Annotated in this window: 14 protein-coding genes; 5 read left to right on the forward strand and 9 right to left on the reverse strand. The window is 46.2% G+C overall.

From position 1 onward, the window contains the following. Positions 1 to 40 precede the first annotated feature (40 nt). Positions 41 to 8314 carry a VCBS domain-containing protein gene (locus tag QZZ54_RS16340; RefSeq protein WP_290704310.1) on the forward strand — a complete coding sequence of 2758 codons (8274 nt, stop codon included), beginning with the start codon at positions 41 to 43 and terminating at the stop codon, positions 8312 to 8314. Positions 8315 to 8371: 57 nt separating this feature from the next. Here QZZ54_RS16340 and QZZ54_RS16345 read toward each other — a convergent pair whose 3' ends face one another. The 3 genes from QZZ54_RS16345 to QZZ54_RS16355 are packed head-to-tail and all read right to left on the reverse strand — an operon-like array spanning position 8372 to position 9840. Then, the gene (locus QZZ54_RS16345; RefSeq protein WP_290704313.1) at positions 8372 to 8587 is read right to left on the reverse strand and encodes a TIGR02450 family Trp-rich protein; all 216 of its coding nucleotides are present in this window, start codon (positions 8585 to 8587) and stop codon (positions 8372 to 8374) included. A gap of 13 nt (positions 8588 to 8600) precedes the next feature. Next, positions 8601 to 9248: a ChrR family anti-sigma-E factor gene (locus tag QZZ54_RS16350; RefSeq protein WP_290704316.1), complete on the reverse strand. Its 648-nt coding sequence runs from the start codon at positions 9246 to 9248 to the stop codon at positions 8601 to 8603. Then, positions 9238 to 9840: a sigma-70 family RNA polymerase sigma factor gene (locus QZZ54_RS16355; protein ID WP_290704320.1), complete on the reverse strand. Its 603-nt coding sequence runs from the start codon at positions 9838 to 9840 to the stop codon at positions 9238 to 9240. The genes QZZ54_RS16350 and QZZ54_RS16355 overlap by 11 nt, the downstream gene beginning before the upstream one ends. Before the next feature lie 151 nt (positions 9841 to 9991). On the opposite strand from QZZ54_RS16355, the gene QZZ54_RS16360 reads away from it, so the two are divergent. From QZZ54_RS16360 to QZZ54_RS16370, 3 genes are read left to right on the forward strand one after another with little or no spacing between them, the layout of a single operon-like run. Then, positions 9992 to 11368 carry an FAD-dependent oxidoreductase gene (locus QZZ54_RS16360; RefSeq protein ID WP_290704323.1) on the forward strand — a complete coding sequence of 459 codons (1377 nt, stop codon included), beginning with the start codon at positions 9992 to 9994 and terminating at the stop codon, positions 11366 to 11368. Beyond that, positions 11361 to 12173: a DUF1365 domain-containing protein gene (locus QZZ54_RS16365; protein WP_290704326.1), complete on the forward strand. Its 813-nt coding sequence runs from the start codon at positions 11361 to 11363 to the stop codon at positions 12171 to 12173. The genes QZZ54_RS16360 and QZZ54_RS16365 overlap by 8 nt, the downstream gene beginning before the upstream one ends. Further along, positions 12160 to 13437, forward strand: coding sequence for a cyclopropane-fatty-acyl-phospholipid synthase family protein (locus tag QZZ54_RS16370; RefSeq protein ID WP_290704329.1), 1278 nt, complete (start codon positions 12160 to 12162; stop codon positions 13435 to 13437). The genes QZZ54_RS16365 and QZZ54_RS16370 overlap by 14 nt, the downstream gene beginning before the upstream one ends. Before the next feature lie 95 nt (positions 13438 to 13532). Here QZZ54_RS16370 and QZZ54_RS16375 read toward each other — a convergent pair whose 3' ends face one another. From QZZ54_RS16375 to QZZ54_RS16400, 6 genes are all read right to left on the reverse strand, one after another. Further along, positions 13533 to 14363, reverse strand: a complete 831-nt coding sequence (locus QZZ54_RS16375) for an HDOD domain-containing protein (protein WP_290704332.1) — start codon at positions 14361 to 14363, stop codon at positions 13533 to 13535. Positions 14364 to 14532: 169 nt separating this feature from the next. Next, on the reverse strand, positions 14533 to 14997 hold the full coding sequence (locus QZZ54_RS16380; protein ID WP_290704335.1) for a nuclear transport factor 2 family protein: 465 nt from the start codon (positions 14995 to 14997) through the stop codon (positions 14533 to 14535). Beyond that, positions 14990 to 15823: an SDR family NAD(P)-dependent oxidoreductase gene (locus tag QZZ54_RS16385; RefSeq protein ID WP_290704338.1), complete on the reverse strand. Its 834-nt coding sequence runs from the start codon at positions 15821 to 15823 to the stop codon at positions 14990 to 14992. Before QZZ54_RS16385 ends, QZZ54_RS16380 begins: the two co-directional genes overlap by 8 nt. After that, positions 15820 to 16413 (reverse strand): DUF3833 domain-containing protein, encoded by a 594-nt coding sequence (locus tag QZZ54_RS16390; protein ID WP_290704341.1) that lies wholly within the window; start codon positions 16411 to 16413, stop codon positions 15820 to 15822. Before QZZ54_RS16390 ends, QZZ54_RS16385 begins: the two co-directional genes overlap by 4 nt. Before the next feature lie 13 nt (positions 16414 to 16426). Beyond that, entirely contained in the window at positions 16427 to 16942 is a 516-nt protein-coding gene (locus tag QZZ54_RS16395; protein ID WP_290704343.1) for a chalcone isomerase family protein, read from the reverse strand. After that, positions 16932 to 17465, reverse strand: a complete 534-nt coding sequence (locus tag QZZ54_RS16400; protein WP_290704346.1) for a DUF2878 domain-containing protein — start codon at positions 17463 to 17465, stop codon at positions 16932 to 16934. The genes QZZ54_RS16395 and QZZ54_RS16400 overlap by 11 nt, the downstream gene beginning before the upstream one ends. Positions 17466 to 17705: 240 nt before the next feature. Between QZZ54_RS16400 and QZZ54_RS16405 the strand changes: the two genes are divergently transcribed. After that, the gene (locus QZZ54_RS16405) at positions 17706 to 20219 is read left to right on the forward strand and encodes an EAL domain-containing protein (protein WP_290704350.1); all 2514 of its coding nucleotides are present in this window, start codon (positions 17706 to 17708) and stop codon (positions 20217 to 20219) included. Positions 20220 to 20375: the final 156 nt, after the last annotated feature.

Consider the following 20375-nt stretch of genomic DNA (forward strand, 5'->3'; position numbering starts at 1 on the left):
CTGCCTTCTCCTTAAAGCAAGCAGCACTGGGAGTACCTCAATGAACGGCACCATTACCCTCATTCTGACTAACGATCAGGAGCAGGAAGTTCAGATCAGTAATAACTCACAGATTGATCTTTCTGGTGTAGCCCGCGCCATGTTGCCTTTCAATCGAAATGATCTCACTGATATTACATTTAATGGTGAAACACTGGAGCTTACCCTAGAGGGAGGCACCCAGCTAACGTTCGACAATTTCATTCAAGAAGATGGCGTAATGGTGCCGCTAATTGATCCAAGCGGCACTCTGATTTTCTCTAACATTTCTGCCCTTCTGGAATCGCTACAGGCTACCGCCGCAGGTAATCAGGAAACCGAACTGGGTAATGGTTCAGGGTTCTTCCCCGCCGAAGAAGATACAAGCCAGTCTCAAGATGACGCAAATAGCTATCGAAATCTGCGAGGTAGCGGCACGGGTACCAATGGAGATAACGACGACGGTCAAGGTGGCACTACTTTTCTTGCAGCGCCCAATATTGCCCCGGTAGCTGGTGATGATGAGTTTTCTTTTACCGAGGCCCAGCAGGAATCGAATCAACTATTCGGCAACCTACTCTCAAACGATACCGATATCGATAGCAATGCTGAACTGTTCGTGACCTCTGTAAACGGAGAAGCACTCACCGGCGATTTTATAACAGCTATTCTTGAGTCCGGTGTACAGGTCACTGTGTTTAAAAATGGCTTATTTACTGCCAATAACTATGAAGTCCACGGCGATCTCGCTGAGGGGGAAGTGGTAACTGAAAACTTTGTATATGAAGTTTCTGACGGGCAGAATACTACAGAAGCTAACGTTTCAGTTACCGTTACAGGCACCAATGACATCCCTGAAATTTACTTTGATAAAGGCGAAAACCAGGGCCAAGTCATCGAAGATGTTACCGCTTTACCACCTCAAGGCCCGCCAGCGATAGACGAACTAGTTCCGCAAGATGCACCATTACAGCAATTTCCCGATATTAAGGCTACCGGCCAACTTTCTGTTTTTGATCCCGATAACGGCGCAACGGCTGCGTGGAGCGTTTCTGCGCCCAATGGCAACTACGGTACACTTAGCGTTGATCCATCAGGCCAGTGGAGCTATGCCCTTTATAGTGGCAATGATGCAGGGGCTTCTGATGTGCAAGCGCTCAACAGCGGCCAGACTGAAACAGAAACATTTACAGTTGTTGTGACCGACGACCAAGGCGCAACTGATAATGCCGAAATCACTATCACTGTCATCGGCACCAATGATCAACCCATCGTTACTAATCCGCAGGTGAACTATAAAGGTGTTGAAGCCATAGATGGTCTCAATAACTTTACTAATATGGCTTTTTCAGATGCAACTGATGCCGATGCTGAAGATACTGATCTGACCTATCACCTTTATAGTCAGGGAGTCTCCACTGACAATGCGTTAGCAACTAACTTATCGGTTTCTTTAAATAACGACGGAACCTTTAACCTTAGCGGTGATTTCAATGCTCTCGCTGTAGGTGAAACTGCCACAGTCAGTTTCCAATATTATGTCGATGACAATAATGGTTTTAATGGTCTGAACGGACTGGATAAATCCTCTAAGTCTGCACCTGCTATCGTCTCTATCACTGTCGCTGGCACCAATGACGCCCCTGAAATTCACTTTGATAAAGGCGAAAACCAGGGCCAAGTCATCGAAGATGTTACCGCTTTACCACCTCAAGGCCCGCCAGCGATAGACGAACTAGTTCCGCAAGATGCACCATTACAGCAATTTCCCGATATTAAGGCTACCGGCCAACTTTCTGTTTTTGATCCCGATAACGGCGCAACGGCTGCGTGGAGCGTTTCTGCGCCCAATGGCAACTACGGTACACTTAGCGTTGATCCATCAGGCCAGTGGAGCTATGCCCTTTATAGTGGCAATGATGCAGGGGCTTCTGATGTGCAAGCGCTCAACAGCGGCCAGACTGAAACAGAAACATTTACAGTTGTTGTGACCGACGACCAAGGCGCAACTGATAATGCCGAAATCACTATCACTGTCATCGGCACCAATGATCAACCCATCGTTACTAATCCGCAGGTGAACTATAAAGGTGTTGAAGCCATAGATGGTCTCAATAACTTTACTAATATGGCTTTTTCAGATGCAACTGATGCCGATGCTGAAGATACGGATCTGACCTATCACCTTTATAGTCAGGGAGTCTCCACTGACAATGCGTTAGCAACTAACTTATCGGTTTCTTTAAATAACGACGGAACCTTCAACCTTAGCGGTGATTTCAATGCTCTCGCTGTAGGTGAAACTGCCACAGTCAGTTTCCAATATTATGTCGATGACAATAATGGCTTTAATGGTCTGAACGGACTGGATAAATCCTCTAAGTCTGCACCTGCTATCGTCTCTATCACTGTCGCTGGCACCAATGATTTCCCAACGGTTAAAGGTATTGTAAAACTTAACCTTGACGAAGACCGTAGTAGCTTGAAAAAGGTATCTCTGCTTAAAAAATCCGCAGATGTCGATGACAGCGATGTGCTGAATGTTGACTTCAATACGGTGAATCTAGTGCGGGGGAATGATACCGGTATCGATTTCGATCAGGCCAATAACCAGCTTATTGTAGATCCAGCTAAATACCAATATCTTGCCCTGGGTGAAACCGAAACAGTTGTATACAGTTACACCATTACCGATGGCAATGGCGGTACCGTTGAGCAAAAAGTCAGGATCAAGGTTAAAGGCCGCAACGATGCGCCCGAGATTACTGTAGATACAGGCGATAGTATCGCTGAGTCCCTGACTGAAACCGACGCTGGACTAGACATTAGCGGTACGCTTTCAGTCACTGATGTCGATATCTCTGATATTGTTTCAGCTTCTGTGTCATCGGTATCAGTAACAGGTTTTAACAACGGCATAGACAGTCCCGCTTTATTAGCGATGATGAGCGTTAATGCCGCACCTGTCATTGATGGGAACAACGACCGCGGCACCCTTAGCTGGTCATTTGACAGTAATAGTGAAGCATTCGATTACCTGGGTCTGGGTGAGTCGCTAGAGCTAACCTATACCCTTCAGGTTAGCGATGACGCCAACCCTGCAGCCACTGTTGACCAAACAGTGACAGTAACCATCAACGGCAGTAACGACACACCAACAGTCAGCACTCCTCTGTCCAAAACACTGAATGAAGATGTCCGTGGTATTAAAAAGCTGAACTTGCTCAAAGGTGCCGATGACGATGATCTGAACGATACGCTTCACATCGAAAACCTGACCCCTGTCAGCGGTGATGCATCAGGCATCTCTCAGTCAAGGAATGGTAACAAGCTATTGATCGATCCAGCCGACTATCAACACCTGGCCATCGGCGAACAAGCGATTGTGGAGTTCACCTATGATGTTGTTGATAACCATGGGGCAAGCGTTACTCAAACAGCAACGGTTACCATCAACGGGCGCAATGACATCCCTACCGTTGACGGTATCGTCAAACTTACCCTGAATGAAGATCTAGGCAGCATCAAGGAAGTATCACTGCTTGAAAACGTTAGCGATTTAGATACCTCAGATGTGCTTCGGGTGAAGTTCGGTACACTTGAGCTGCTCTCCGGTAACGATGAAGGTATCAGTTTTGACCGTGCCAACAACATGTTGCAGGTTGACCCTGACGTATACCAATATTTGGCTGCCGGTGAAACTGATGTAATCAAATATACTTACACTGTGGCCGACGGCCACGGCGGTAAAGTGCAGCAGAACGCAAAAGTCGTTATTAAAGGCCGCAATGATGCGCCCGAGATCACTGTAGAGACTGGCGATAGTATCGCTGAAACCCTGACTGAAACCGACACTGGATTAGACATTACCGGTACGCTTTCAGTCGCTGATGTCGATATCTCTGATATTGTTTCAGCTTCGGTTGCATCGGTATCAGCGACAGGTTTTAACAACGGCATAGACAGTCCTGCTTTACTAGCGATGATGAGCGTTAACGCCGCACCTGTCATTGATGGGAACAACGACCGCGGCACCCTTAGCTGGTCATTTGACAGTAATAGTGAAGCATTCGATTACCTGGGTCTGGGTGAGTCGCTAGAGCTAACCTATACCCTTCAGGTTAGCGATGACGCCAACCCTGCAGCCACTGTTGACCAAACAGTGACAGTAACCATCAACGGCAGTAACGACACACCAACAGTCAGCACTCCTCTGTCCAAAACACTGAATGAAGATGTCCGTGGTATTAAAAAGCTGAACTTGCTCAAAGGTGCCGATGACGATGATCTGAACGATACGCTTCACATCGAAAACCTGACCCCTGTCAGCGGTGATGCATCAGGCATCTCTCAGTCAAGGAATGGTAACAAGCTATTGATCGATCCAGCCGACTATCAACACCTGGCCATCGGCGAACAAGCGATTGTGGAGTTCACCTATGATGTTGTTGATAACCATGGGGCAAGCGTTACTCAAACAGCAACGGTTACCATCAACGGGCGCAATGACATCCCTACCGTTGACGGTATCGTCAAACTTACCCTGAATGAAGATCTAGGCAGCATCAAGGAAGTATCACTGCTTGAAAACGTTAGCGATTTAGATACCTCAGATGTGCTTCGGGTGAAGTTCGGTACACTTGAGCTGCTCTCCGGTAACGATGAAGGTATCAGTTTTGACCGTGCCAACAACATGTTGCAGGTTGACCCTGACGTATACCAATATTTGGCTGCCGGTGAAACTGATGTAATCAAATATACTTACACTGTGGCCGACGGCCACGGCGGTAAAGTGCAGCAGAACGCAAAAGTCGTTATTAAAGGCCGCAATGATGCGCCCGAGATCACTGTAGAGACTGGTGACAGCAGCAAGGTATTACTCACTGAAGATAACTCAACCCAAACCGTGACCGGAACACTCAGCGTCACCGATGTTGACCTGTCTGACATAGTCACAGCCAAAGTTGTTTCACTCTCAATTAAAGGTGAAAGCGGTACACTAAATCCTTTTGATCTTTTGGATATGCTGAGTGTAAGTAGAGGCGTAGTTATCGGAGATAATACCGATACTGGTGCTATCAACTGGAGTTTCGATAGCAACAGCGAAGCATTTAACTACCTGGGCGATCAGGAGTCCTTAGTTCTCACTTACCGTATTCGGGCAACTGATGATAGTAACGACAGCGCATTTGACCGCCAGACAGTTAAAATTATTGTTAATGGCACTAACGATGCCCCAGTAATAACCGCAGCACCTGCCGATACATTCGCCACTGTTCAAGAGAGCAATAGCGGTATTTCCGTAGAAGGCAACTTCAGTGTTGAGGATTTAGACCTGTCTGACAGCGTTTCAGCTTCTGTCAGCCTAACTAATGTCACCGGTAGTGATAACGGGCTTGGCAATGCTGCTCTGGAAGCGATGATGAAGGTTTCCCCCGCGGATATTATCGCTTCAGGTGCAACCACCGGCACACTCAACTGGGATTTCAATAGCGATACCGAAGCTTTTGATTACCTGGCTGTCGGCGAAGCGTTACAACTAACCTTTACCGTTACCGTCGATGATGGCTTAGCGCAGGATACACAGGCTGTCACTATCACTGTGCAAGGTACAAATGATGACCCACAGGTCGTTGGGAGTATTAATAAATCAGTCAATGAAGACCGCTCCGCTATACGAGTAATCGATCTGTTGGATAAGACCTCCGATGCAGACGTGAGCGACACTCTCTCCGTTGATGCAAGCTCTGTTCAGCGCTTAACAGGTAACCCAGCCGGAGTTACCCTTGATGGCAATACCCTTCGAATAGACGCTCATGCCTACCAAAACTTGGATGCCGGTGATCGCCATGTACTGAAATATCGATACGATATTGTCGATGGACATGGTGGTGTAGTAACGCAAACAGCAAGAATAGTTATCATCGGAGAAAACGACACCCCCACTGTAAAAGCCGTTACCCGTAGCTATAGCGAAGACATCCAGGGTAATAAAGCGATAAATCTACTAAATTTTGCCAAGGATGTTGATGACGATGCCCAGCTCAGCATCAATAGTGTCACCCTGCGAAACACCGCTGCTGACGACAGTGGTGTACGCCTGAATAATGCAGGTAACAAACTGATCATCACACCTTCAGATTATGACTACCTGGCAGAAGGGGAACAGGTACAGCTTATCTACGAGTTTGTTGTAAGCGACGGTCTGGGTGGAAACATTCTCAGCACAGCAACGATCAATATCGTTGGTCATAATGACCAGCCTGAAATTCTAGAGCCTGTGATTACATTACCTACGGTTATGGAAGAAAATACAGGGCTAAACACCCTTTCAGGCGTTGCTCTTTCAGGAGCCACAGATCCTGATTCTAGTGATAATTCACTTGAGTATAAAATCGATACTTTCAGCAGTGATAACATAAAAGTAACAGATCTTTCAGTGACCGTTAATGCCAATGGCACTTTTGATCTTAGTGGCGACTTTAACGCTCTGGCAGTCGGTGAGACTGCAACCATTACACTTAATTATTACGTCACTGATGGTCATGGCTTTGACGGCACTAATGGCGTGGATGAAAAATCAGATTCTGATCTGGCCACTGTTTCAGTAACAATCACTGGAGGTAATGAAGCGCCTGTTATCGCCAACCTTACACAGTTCCAGGACGGAGCAGACACCTTTACCGGCAAAACCACATTACTGGTAAATACTGATGCGCGCTGGACCAACGGTGATATCGTTGATCCTGACAACACCGACACCCGCAACACACTAAAAATTGCTGACGGTGATAATGCACCTGCTATTTCTGAAATTAGTTTCAGCAAAGATCTGAATCTATCTGCTCAAGAGCTCGACGCCCTCCAAGCGAATATTATACTGGGGGTTAAAGAGACCACAAAAGGTGGAGATAGCATCTCTCTGGACTACAACAAACTGTTCTACTTCCTGCCTGCCGGAGTTAATGCGGTTATTAGTGTTACTTACATGCTTGAAGATAGCTTCGGAGATCTGAGTAATCAGGCAATCGCAACCTTAGTCGTTAACGGCACCGATCAGCCAACCTTGTTAAAAAATGATATCTATACCAACAACAGTACTAAGCTCTTTGAAAATGGTGCAGATACTGACTTCGATATACTGGCTAACGATATAGATCCTGACCTGGGCGATCTGAGATTGCTGAAGATTAATCAGAATAACCATGTAACTCTTCGCGATGGCGCAAATGAAACCAGTGATGAAATAACTCACCATACGCTTCAGAATGGTACTATTTCCCGGGTAGATGGCCAGCTACATGTCGGTAATCTAGACCAGTTTGATTATCTGCAAAAGGGTGAATCTGACTATCTGCATGTAACTTACCGCACTAAGGATACCGCGGGTATAAAGCATGATGCTAAAGCAGTTATAAAAATTGAAGGGACAAATGACCTTCCAGAGCTAACACTTAATGTCACAAATATTGACAGCCCAGCACTGACTGCATCAGGTTCATTGTCGATCAGTGATGTAGATATCAAAGATACAGTCACCGCTAAGTTAATCAATAGCGTTTCAGTAAGTGGCAATGTTGAGTCGTTGACCCCTAACGCCAACCTGAACCATTTGAAAGTAATGCTTCGCTTGCTGAATGATACTGGCGCAGAAAAGACCAGCGTGGTTGCGCTAGACAACACAGAAACTACCGGTTCAGTTAACTGGGAATTTGAAACTTCCAACCGACCTGCTGCATTTGATAACTTACAAAATGGAGAGCAGGTCACCCTGACTTACCAGGTTTATGCTCAGGATAATAAAGGTGGCTTCACTCCCGTGCACGAGATAAGCATCATTATTGATGGCGTAGCTGGCGGTGGCGGACAAATTGCTTCTGTAACCACCAGTGAGTCCCTAATCAGTAAGGGTGATGATACTGTACTCTTAAGTGATACTCTTGCACTTGAAACGCTGGATGCTATGAGTGGTACAGACACTCTGCTTTTGGATGACGATATCGATCTGATCGATTTTGCTGTGCAGCCTGATGTTCTAGCCGGATTGACTAATTTTGAGCAGATAGATCTATCAGTAGGTGACACTGGCAAATCCTTGCTGAATATCAGTGCAGATGACGTCTTAAATCTTAGTTCAAATAATGAAATCACAATTCTCGGCGATGCTAATGATCACGTCACACTAGATGCCCGCTGGACGGATACTGGAAGCGATGGAAGTGGCTTCAATGTATATCAACAGCTAGATTCTATCGTCAGAGTGGACGAAGATATCCCTACTGATATCCTCGTATAAAGGAAACTAAAAAGCCGGGCATGTGCCCGGCTTTTAATTGTTCAAACATAAAGAATCTCAACTCCAACCCTGCTGCCAACAGTCGCTATCTTTGAGTTGCTGCCAGGGAAGCATCTGCTGACGATGAGTCAGCACCGCTTCCAACACACACTGCTGCACAACACCCTCTTCGTCTCTTATGAGCTCTGTCACCAGAAAATGCTTCTCCCGGTTTTGAGGGCTAACCGCTGTCCATTTACTCAGATTCAGCTTATTGGGATTCAACTGGTTCATAATAAAATACTTATTAAAATCCGGTTATTGGCTGAACTAATTTACCAAACAACGTGGTAAATCGCAGTGGCGCATCGGTTGCAATCAAACAGATACAGTCTTCCTCACTATCCACCAGCGGCTGATGCTCTATCTGATCATCCAAATCAGCAACATCACCCCGGCAGAACCGCCCTACTTCATCTGAAAACGAACCACGCAAAACCATTGTCAGCTCATTACCATCGTGGGTATGGGCCAGCATCGACTTACCCGGGGCTATTCTCAGCAAACGGGAAACCCCACGACCTTCCCAGGGCATATCATAGTACGCCACGCCCGGAACGATACGCTTCCACTCCAGCTGATCCAGAGAACCATCAATATAGTCGCTCAAAGGTGCCGGAATTTCCGGGTCACGTTTTACAGGAGCCAAAGTCACTATTTCAGATGGCTGATCATCAAGCTGCGATAGTAGATTAGCCAGCATAGTGTCACCTACCTTCTCAGATTCAAGAGACTCAAGCAGTGCCCCTCCAAGAGCGTCATTAGCCTCTGCCAGTTGACGACACTGGTCACAAATAGAAATATGCGTCGCTACCACCAGCGCCATTCCCTGAGATAGAGCGCCTGCTGAATAGCTAATAAGGGTTGCTTCGTCCAGATGGTGATTAATGTTCACACTCACCTCCCCAGATCTGTTTCAATTTCTCTGATGCCAGACGAATCCTGGACTTAACACTTCCCAAAGGGATATCGAGACGGCTGGCGATGTCACCATGTGACCGCCCTTCGAAATATGACATATAGATAACCTGTGACTGTTTTTCCGGTAGTAAACTTATTGCCTTCGCTACACGATCAGACAGTACTTCTTGTTCACCCTGGCCTGGTTCTGCAGCGGTTTCGCTCCATTCCTCGAGACTATATAGGGGGTATTTCTGTTTACGCATCCAGTCAATACTCTGGTTACGCGCTAATCTGAATATCCAGGTGCTGGCAGCAGCTTTCTCCGGATGATACATATGCGCCTTGCGCCATATAGACAGCATCACTTCCTGAGTCACCTCTTCAGCAGCTCCACCATTTACCCCAAGACGGACAACATATGCCTTTACCTTGGGGGCAAAATGATGAAACAGCCTGGCATAAACCCGCTTATCGTTATTCTCTGACAAACTGGCCAACAGATCGCTCCAATCAGAACTGCCCATATCGGCTTGGCTGATTTGTACGATATTTTCCAAATCTTCACCCGGTGGTCTGTTATTCATATAGCCCTATACGTATTAATTGTTATACCCGGATCACTAAGTTTTAAAAAAACAATTACTCTGTAAGCTGTTATTCACAAAAGAAATTGTGATCCTATTTGAAATAGGTCACGTAAAGTCTTTCAAACAGATCACAGTATGGACTGATCAGATGAATATTGCCGCCATTCGCCCAAGAAAAATTGCCGTTGTAGGATCAGGTATAGCAGGTCTGAGTTGCGCCTGGCTCCTGAATAAAGCCCACCAGGTAACCCTCTATGAAAAAGACGACCGACTCGGTGGCCACTCAAATACGGTTAGTTTTGATCTCAAAGGTCAGCAGATCAATGTAGACACAGGTTTTATTGTCTTTAACCCGGTTAACTACCCTAACCTGGTGAAATTTTTTGAGCATATTAATCTGCCAACCTGTGAAACGGATATGACTTTTGCAGTTTCTATCAATGATGGTCAATTAGAATACAGTGGTTCGGGCCTGGGTGGTTTGTTTGCTCAGAAACGTAATTTGATCAGTCCGCCTTTCTGGTCGATGCTCAAAGACCTGATGCGGTTTTACCGCAATGCCGACAATATGATGCTTGATTCATCACTTGCTGAGATCAGTTTGGGCGAGTTGCTACAACGACAGGGCTACGGAGATCGTTTTATTTATGATCACCTCTTACCTATGGGGGCAGCGATATGGTCTACCCCGATCAAACAGATGCTGGACTATCCGGCACTGAGCTTCCTTCGATTCTGTAAGAACCATGGCCTACTTCAGGTTAGTGACCGCCCCCAATGGCATACCATTCCCGGCGGAAGTATCGGATATGTTCGTAAAATTGCTGCCGAGCTAGACGGCAAAGTAAGGCTAAACAGTCGTATTCATAAAGTAATACGTCAGCCCGAAGGTGTCATTATTGAAGACCTGCACGGTGCCCGAGAACATTATGACGATGTTGTACTGGCCTGCCATGCAGATCAGGCCTTGGCCCTGTTAGCCAACCCTACCCCCGAAGAGCAACAACTATTGAGTAGTTTTCCCTATCAACGTAATCAGGCTTTTCTTCATCTAGATCAAAGCTTACTGCCAAAAGACCGGAAAACCTGGTCTAGCTGGAACTATATGGCTTCTGGTAGTGGACTCGACGACCGACAGGTATCCGTTAGTTACTGGATGAACTGCCTACAGCCACTAGCCACAGAAGAACCTATCATCGTTTCGCTTAACCCGCTGAGAGAGCCGGCTCCCGAGAAGATGATACGTAGTTTTTTCTACGACCATCCCGCTTTTGGGCGAGATTCACTGGCGAATCAGAAAAGGCTTTGGAGCCTTCAGGGGCATCAGAACACCTGGTTCTGTGGCGCCTGGTTTGGCTATGGTTTCCATGAAGATGGTATTCAATCAGGCCTGGCCCTCGCTGAACAGTTAGGAGGAATCCCCCGCCCCTGGCAGCTGGAAGAGCCCAGCAGCAGAATATTTGTGACCGATCTGCTAACCCAAGAAAACGACGGAACTGAACGTATGGAGCAGATTAATGGATGAGTTTAATTCAGCGGTCTATACCGGCGTGGTGATGCACCATCGATTTACGCCTAAACAGCATCGTTTCATCTATCGTGTATTCTCACTCTGTCTCGATCTGGATGAACTTCCTGCCCTGCACAAAAAATTCAGACTCTTTAGTCGCAGTCGCTTCAGTCTGTTCTCATTCAGAGAGAGTGACCACGGACGAGGAGACGGACAGCTACGTAAAGAGATAACTGGGCTGCTATCAGAACGGGGTTATGCCTCGGCAACCAGTCGCATAGAGCTACTCTGTTATCCAAGAATCCTGGGATACAGTTTCAATCCGCTGAGCGTCTACTTTTGCTATAACCATAAGAATGAGCCCGAAGTAATCCTCTATGAAGTCAGCAACACCTTTGGCCAGCGACATTGCTACCTATTAGTAAACGACAAGCCAGCAGAAAAGATCGTCCGACATAACTGCCATAAACTAATGTATGTCAGCCCGTTTATGCCGATGGACACCGCCTACAGCTTCAGAATCCTTCCCCCCAAAGAGAGTGTCTCTGTCTGCATTCGACAAAGCCGTAAAGAGGATAACGAAGATGTTCCTATTTTAAATGCAACATTTACAGGACAGCGATTAGAGATCTCCGACCCAGGCCTGCTAAAGCTTTTTTTCACTCACCCATTGATGACTCTGAAAGTTATAGGCGCAATTCACTGGGAAGCTCTGCGGCTCTTGATAAAGGGGCTTAAGTTACAACCGAGAAATACTTCTAAAAGTTACAGCATAAGCTGGTCAGATCGTCATGGAGAAAGTCACTATGAAAACCTGTAATTCCACGGCTACTGCAGTCACAGGCAACTCACAGATAAAGCCAGGCTATAAGCTCGATTACAAGCTAAACGAGAACAAAGCCAGCTGGCTGGAGCAAAAAATACTCAATAGGTTTAAAGCGCCTCTTAACAAATCCAAAGGCAGGCTTCACATGGTTATGCCAAGCGGCTACCACACCAGCTTTGGTGATCAGCAAGGATTCGAAGTCACCGTTAAATTGAATAACCTACGCTGCCTTTTAAGACTTTTTACGGGCGGCTCAACCGGATGGTCTGAAGGCTATATAGCTGGAGAATGGGACACTCAGGATCTGACTACTCTGCTTCGCTGGGGGCTACAAAATGAGGCCATTCTTGAAGGCATTGCTAAAGCAGGTCATCTGAAAAAGCTAGCACATAATATCTATCACTGGCGTAATCAAAATAGCCGTGCTGGTAGCCGTCGCAACATAGCGGCTCACTATGATTTAGGAAACGATTTCTATAAGCTTTGGCTGGACAAGACTATGTCTTACTCAGCCGCTCTATTTGATTCGGATGAACAATGCCTCGAAGCGGCTCAGACCGCTAAATACCAACAGATTATCGACATGCTTGGCCCACAAAAAAACGATCATATTGTTGAGATCGGTTGTGGCTGGGGCGGGTTTGCTGAGCAGTTACTACAGCAACATAACGTTAGAGTTCATGGGGTAACTCTTTCGGAAGAACAGCTGCAGTGGAGCCGTGACCGACTGGCATCAGCAGGCCTGGAAAAGCGGTCAAACATTAGCCTGACCGATTACCGGGACCTGATCACCCGATACGATGGTGTAGTTTCCATCGAAATGTTTGAAGCGGTGGGTGAAAAATATTGGGATGCCTACTTTGAAACCCTTAAAAACTGCCTCAAACCTAACGGCAAAGCGGTCCTTCAGGTCATCAGTATTGAAGACCAACGATTTGAGACCTACCGGGAACAAGCTGATTTTATTCAACGGTATATATTCCCGGGTGGCATGTTGCCTAGTATCAGCCGTCTGAAACAAAAGTTTGAAGAACACGGATTTGATCTTCAGCATAAACAACTATTCGGTAAGGATTATGCGCTTACTCTGAGGCACTGGCGTGAAAGCTTTGAGCAACAAACTGAAGCCCTGGAAAAGCTGGGCTATGATGAACGATTCAGGCGTTTATGGCGCTACTATCTTTGCTACTGTGAAGCGGGTTTCGAAGAGGGATCTATAGATGTCGGTCTATACCAAATTGTGAACCGCAATCCTTGATTTTGTAGAGATATGGGACGGACCTTATATCTCTATTCACTCTCTATTCATTAGATGTAGCCAATAATCACTACTTAAAACCCTGAGTTCACCTATTAAGTTTGCTGTTCTAATTCTGCTAAATAATCATCACGAATATCCAGATAGTCCATCTCAGGTAACCCCAGATACTCCAACACTCCTTTCAGCTCATAATTTTCATTACGGGGACTATCCAGTCGCCAAAAGCGGCGATACCTGTCGCTGATAGCTTTAGCAATAAAAACTAAACAAAATAGCATCTTGCTTCTATCCCCCACCTCATCGAGTTGAGTTAGTGATTCTGCTGGATAGTTAAGTTGTAGCCTGATCGCATCACATATATCTTTAGGCATCTGCCATGACTCAGCAATTTCAGCACCTACTGTAAAGTGATCAACGCCGAAAAGTTCTATTTCTTTCATGCTAAGCGCAGAATGGTTCAGGCCTTCATTTGAGTTGAGAAACTCACGATAGTCCGGAAAGTTTTCCATCATTAGCGACACGCCACAATCGTGTAACATCCCCAAAGCATATGCCTGATCAGGATTTTCTTTAGACAATTTAGGTGCTAGCTCTGCAGCAAGTTCAGCAACTTCTAGCGCAGTATCCCAAAACCGGTCCAGACGACCCGTCTTTGAAAGAGACTTTCTTAATAATATAAGCTCTGTAAGGGTATAAAGACGTTTCAGACCCAATCGCATAACCGCCTGATGCAGCGTTTTAAATGTACTAGCGCCTGAAAAAACAGGGCTGTTAGCCGTCGACATAACCACAGTAAACAATGACACGTCTGCTTTAATAACATTTACAACGGCATCCAGGTTCGGTTCACTCTGCTTCAATAGGGAAGATAACGTTATAAGTGTCTCGGGACGGGGGGGAATAAGGTAGGGTTTCGAACGCATATAAGCTGCCATACGTAATTCTGAATGTGAGCTTTATTGTAACATTGCTTTGTTATCACAGGTTTAAGTGATCCCCCCCAGAATGGGTAATGGCAGCAGCGTTATAGAGTGTATGGTAAGACAGGCCTATCGCAAATTTTAGTCGCGCCACCACTCCGACACTTTTTCATTATGCCGCTTTGTAAGCAGCCCTCTTTCGTATCATTCGAATCACCTTTCCTAATAAGGGAAACTGCTGCATCAATGCGCTGGCGTCCCAAAAGTCCTGATGACTTGTCACCAGCCAGGTTTCATTAAAACAGATGCGGCTGCAACCTTCGGTAGAGAAACCTCCCGTTAAAGATGAAGCAGCAGAGAAACGCCAGTAAAGATAACCAACGCTGCCTTGTATCTGGGAGTCCAATAAATCAAAACGCACATCATCCAACTGCTCAAACATCTCAGCCATCACACCAATAAAAAGATCCTTTCCCTGAACCTTATTAAACGGGTCACTAAAACACATCTCATCGGTAACCAACCTACCTAACGCCTCAAGGTTGTTCGGTGTTAGTTGCGTTAGCTGAGTTCCATAACAGTCTAGGGCTTCTCTATTGAGTAGAGGTATATTTAAAGAATCGCAGAATTCAGACATTTTTACCCGCTCCGGTAGCTCGGCCTATCAGTTTAAAGTACCAGCTGTAGGGCAACAACCTGAAGAGCTTTAGCCAATAAACAAAGCGACGTGGAAATACGATCTCAAAGCGCTTGCTCAAAAGCCCCTGAACTATTCGTCTGGCAGCTTCATCCGGCTCCATCAACGCAGGCATCGGAAACTCATTCTTATCCGTAAGCGGCGTACGAACAAAACCAGGATTGATCAACTGTATCCTGACGCCAGTACCTTGCAAATCAAGATAAAGGGACTCACAAAGATTGATCAGTGCCGCCTTCCCCGCCCCATAAGCTGCGGCAGTTGGAAGGCCCCGATAACCGGCAACAGATGAAACCACCGCGATATGGCCTTTTAATTCAGGTATAAACACGCGATCAGATTCACCGGTAGCTTGTTCAGATACCCTACCAAGATAACGGTATAAAATAGGTTCAAGGCAATTAGCGGTGCCCTGTAGGTTAATATCAAGCAGCGCTTTACAACGCTGCGCAGAAAACTCAGCAGCAGAAAAAGGGTCATGACTGCCCGCATTTAATACCACGAGATCAGGTAATATCCCCTCACTGTCCCACATATTAAACTGCTCTTGTACCGCCGCTAAGTCACGAATATCCAGCGGTACCACTATTAACTTGCCGGAACACTCTGCCAGTTCCTGCTGTAGCAGCTCTAGCTGCTCTGTTGTTCGGGCTGACCCATACACAGTAACGCCGTTACGACACAACAAGCGCGCAACCTCAGCACCTATGCCTCTTCCTGCACCTGTCACCCAGGCGCTCTTCCAGGGCAGATCCATCGAGTTCATACGTCCTCCGCTGGGTTGCAGGCCGGCTCAACGGCTTCAACTAAAGCGGTTTCTGCATCTGATAGCTTACGAATATGCAACGTCAGCTCACCAACCGTAAGACCAAACTTTTTCATTTTAGTCCGGTTGATCAGGTTGTTCTCATCAATCAGGTAGAGCCAATCATCCAGGTATATATCCCATACCTTTCCATTCACCGGGACTTGCAGAGTATAACGCCAGTTTAGGGTATTGCCCTGAGCTTCACCTAACGCCTCACCTACAATATCTCCGGCTGTACCTCGATAGCTATTACCCTGTTTAACTAATTTCCAGCAACGGCTCTGCTGCTCTCCATCACTGAAAAAAAACTGTTCATCCAGTGTTCCTCGGTCATCCTGCCACTGACCGATGATATCGGCTTTAAAGCGTCGGGTTACCTTGCCTGAAAAGCTCTGAACCATGCCATAAGCCACCAGACGTCCATCAAAAAAACGATCTAATTCCAGAACAGGCTTATCATTCCTATAATCATCAACGCTGGCCGCGCAACCTGGCAGTATCAGTAAAATAGGCAATGCCAGGGGCAAAAACGTTGTCATATTAATCATATCCATCTCCACATTAATCTCCGGATTTACCGGTTAGCGCTTTTGTGAGTTGCGGAAAATTACTGTTATCCGATAACCAGATATTCAGAAATGCCTGGCAAAACATCTCATCTGCCAGAGTGCCGATATACCCTTGGTTATAATAAAAATGCCCATCCCCCTCTACATTCTGATAAAACGTCAGGGAATCCCCTTCACTGATATCTGGCCAGATTTCCTTTAGTTTCAACAACCAGGGGGCGTATTTATCTAACTCAATACCGGCCTGATCCCACTGTTGCTCCGTCTCATCAAGGAGATCCTGTCTACTGATGGTGCGTTTGTATTTAAGCGTCAATAGCAGCGGCTCTGAAACCGATATAAAGCGCCCGTCAGGGCTTGCCAATGTTGCTGTATAAACGCTAAACCAAAGTACTTTCAGTTCCGCCTGTCCAATCGGTTTCATAAAGCTAGGCAGAGACTGAGACTTCGCATGAACAGCCCCAGCCACGAAAATCATTAAAACGATAAATAAAAGATTAAGTCGCATCAGAAAATTTCTCCGAAAATCGCTGGCCGCTTAGCCAAAGCAGCAATGGGAAAAGCACCATCCACACCAGCATCAGAAGCAGGAAGGTTTGTAAAAGGGGCAAACCAAACACCACTGCTCCAAAGTTACCTGCGGCAATATATGTCAGGCTGCCAAATATTCCGCCGCAGATTGCAGCGAGAACCCACCGTCCATGGAAATAGGTCATGCTTTGTCGCAACGTGGCGCTAAAGCAGAACCAGAGAAACAATAACCAAAGCGGTGGAAACGCAGAAATACCGAAACGAAACACCCCGGTAGCAGTCAATAGCAGATCAACCGCAAACCCAGTTAGTCCGCAACTCAGCAACACCGCCGTTTCATGTGCGGGATGCCTGTGGAACAACAGATGCAAAATTATCAAGGCCGCAAGTATCATCAGGCTTGAATCGGCCAACAAGATGGCGCACCACCAGCACAGTTGCCCCCCCCCCAGGTTGACCCAGAGAATTTGTGAATGGCCTGATCGAATTAAATATTTCATACAGTCTGTTACGTAAGCAGGACAAAGAAAGATCAGTAAGTATTAGTTCAGTCGTAAAACGAGTCCTACAGCAACCAGAAACAGCGCTAAACAATTGATATATAACAACGATTGTTTTGTTTAAATAATTATTTAAAAACCACTCAATCTGGGGAATCACAGACTATTATCGTTTGAATTGTACGTGTTAATATAGCCCTACATTACCCACATAATCTCTGGTAGAAAAAGGTCACATTCTTGATTTCCAGCCTTCCCCAAATTAAGAGCCAGCTTCGAGTCAGGCATATTGCTCAATCGGACTTGATCACCAGCACTCCAGATGCTCCGGCTATATCTCTAATAGAAACAATGGCTAACAAACGAATTGGCTGTATTGTTATCTGCGAGAATCATTACCCTGTTGGAATCGTTACCCGTCGAGATCTGATTAAACTCTGGTTAGACAAGAATCAAATAGCGCCCGCGGCACAGTTTATGACCTCGCCGGTCCTGACCATCTCAGAAGATGAGTCAGTAGACAAAGCGGGCCTCCGATTTATATCGGACGATGTGCGCCACTTAGTAGTGACAAATGCTGCCGGTGAAGCCTGCGGTATCATCTCGGAAACAGATGTCGTCAACAGTCACGGAATGGAACATGACCTTTTTCTCCGCTCTGTAATGGATATTGCAGACCAGTCTCCGGAAAGCATCAACGGGAATGAGACAGTTCTCTCAGCGCTCAAAATTTTAAAAGAATCCGGTCGCTCAGCGCTATTTATAAGTCTGAAAGACAAAATCTGCGGTATTTTTACAGAGCGTGATGCTATCGCTCTTCTTGCAAGCAAGAAACAGAATGATTCAATCGCAGAATTATGCAGCCATACGCTGGTCACCATTGAACAGGATTTGAGCTTATATAACGCTCGTAAAGTGTTCCATGAGCACCAGTTTCAACATCTGGCAACCACTGATTTACAGGGAGAGATAACCGGCCTTATCTCATACTCTGATATTCTCAACAGCGTTGAGCACGATTATGTTTATCGTCTACGCGAACTGTTAAACGAGCGGGATATAGCGCTAGAGCAATCACAACATAACCTGCGCTTAGCGGACAAAGTAATAGAAGCTTCGATGGAAGCTATTGTTATCTGTAACCGTGATGCGCAAATTCTGCGGGTTAACCCATCATTTACTGAGATTACCGGCTATCTGAGCGATGAGGTTCTGGGCAAGAACCCAAACATTCTCAGTTCCGGGCGTCACAACGATGAATTCTATCAGCAGATGTGGCAAAGCCTGCTTAAGAAGGGGCTCTGGCAAGGAGAGATCTGGAACAAACGTAAAGATGGCACTGTCTATCCCGAATGGCTCAGCATTACAGCTATCACCGATGAAAACGGAGATATCTCTCAGTACGCGTCAATCTTTTCTGACCTGACTGAGATGAAAAAGTCGGAGGCACGCATTAAGCGGCTCGCCTATTTCGATGAACTAACTAAACTCCCCAACCGTAAGCTATTTAACGACCGCCTGCAGCTATCTTTAGGCTATGCCCGGGAGCACGAGCACCGAGTTGCAGTGGCCTATATCGACGTCGACTTCTTCCAGCAGATAAATGATCTGCATGGTCATGACATCGGCGATAAGGTGCTAAAAGAGATAGGACGACGAGTCGAAGCCCAACTGGATGACGGCGATACCGTTGCCCGGTTCGGAGGAGATGAATTCAACCTTATCCTAACCGATGTCGATAACAACCCTCACATCAGTGAATTTCTTAATCGGCTTCTGAACACTATCAGTCAGCCTATTCTGATTGAAGATACCGAGTTAAAGGCCACCGTTAGCATCGGTGTCAGCTTCTTTCCGACCGATGCAACCGATGCAGAGACGCTGCTTAAATGTGCCGACTCGGCGGTACATCTGGCAAAAGATTCCGGCCGCAACAGCTTGCGATTTTTCTCTTTAGAACAACACAAACTAATCCATTCCCGTTATCAGCTAGGCAGCGATCTTCAAGCAGCAATTAGTAACGGTGAGTTCCAACTGTACTACCAACCAAAAATTGATCTAAGAGATGGTCAATCGACTGCGTGTGAAGCGCTGATTCGATGGTTACATCCTCAGTTAGGCTACGTCTCACCCGCTGAATTTATTCCTCTGGCTGAAGATATGGGCCTAATCACCCGTATCGGCGAATTCGTCATTGAGGAAGCCTGCCTGCAGATATCCGAGTGGTGTAAGCATGGTCTGGAGACTACCGTTGCGATCAATATTTCGGCGAAGCAATTTTTGCATGTTGATATCGCCTTTCAGATTATGACAATGCTTGATCGCTACAATATCCCCCCTCACCTACTCTCAATTGAATTAACTGAGTCATGCTTCCTGCACTGTCTGGAAGAAACACAGAAAGGTATTAATACCCTTCGCAATCAGGGTATTCAGGTGGCTATTGATGATTTCGGAACAGGCTACTCAAGCCTGAGTTATCTCCGCAACATTGCCTTAGATATCCTTAAGATAGACCGAAGCTTCCTGGTGGATATTGAACAATCAGATGTGGATCGTTCCATCGTCTCATCCATTATTGAGATGAGCCATGTACTCGGCCTCAAGGTTGTTGCTGAGGGTATTGAGTCTCGAGCACAGTTGGAGATTCTCAGGGACATGGGGTGCGACCAGATGCAGGGCTTTCTTCTCGCCCGGCCAATGCCTGCCGAAGCCTTCGCTCACTGGTACTTGCATCAACCGGATACTCTCTAAAACATCCAATTTAAAAGTATAAAACCAGTCTTTTGACTGGTTTTTTTTACTCTCTAGCGTCCTTTTCTCATGTATTGCGCTAGGTTTCATCTCTTCTGATTAGCTCTACTCATGCGGATATCGAGTCGCTTTAAGGCCCTCTTTAGCCTTCTTAAT

Origin of the sequence: Amphritea sp. (genome assembly GCF_016744155.1) — a bacterium.
Lineage (GTDB): Bacteria > Pseudomonadota > Gammaproteobacteria > Pseudomonadales > Balneatricaceae > Amphritea.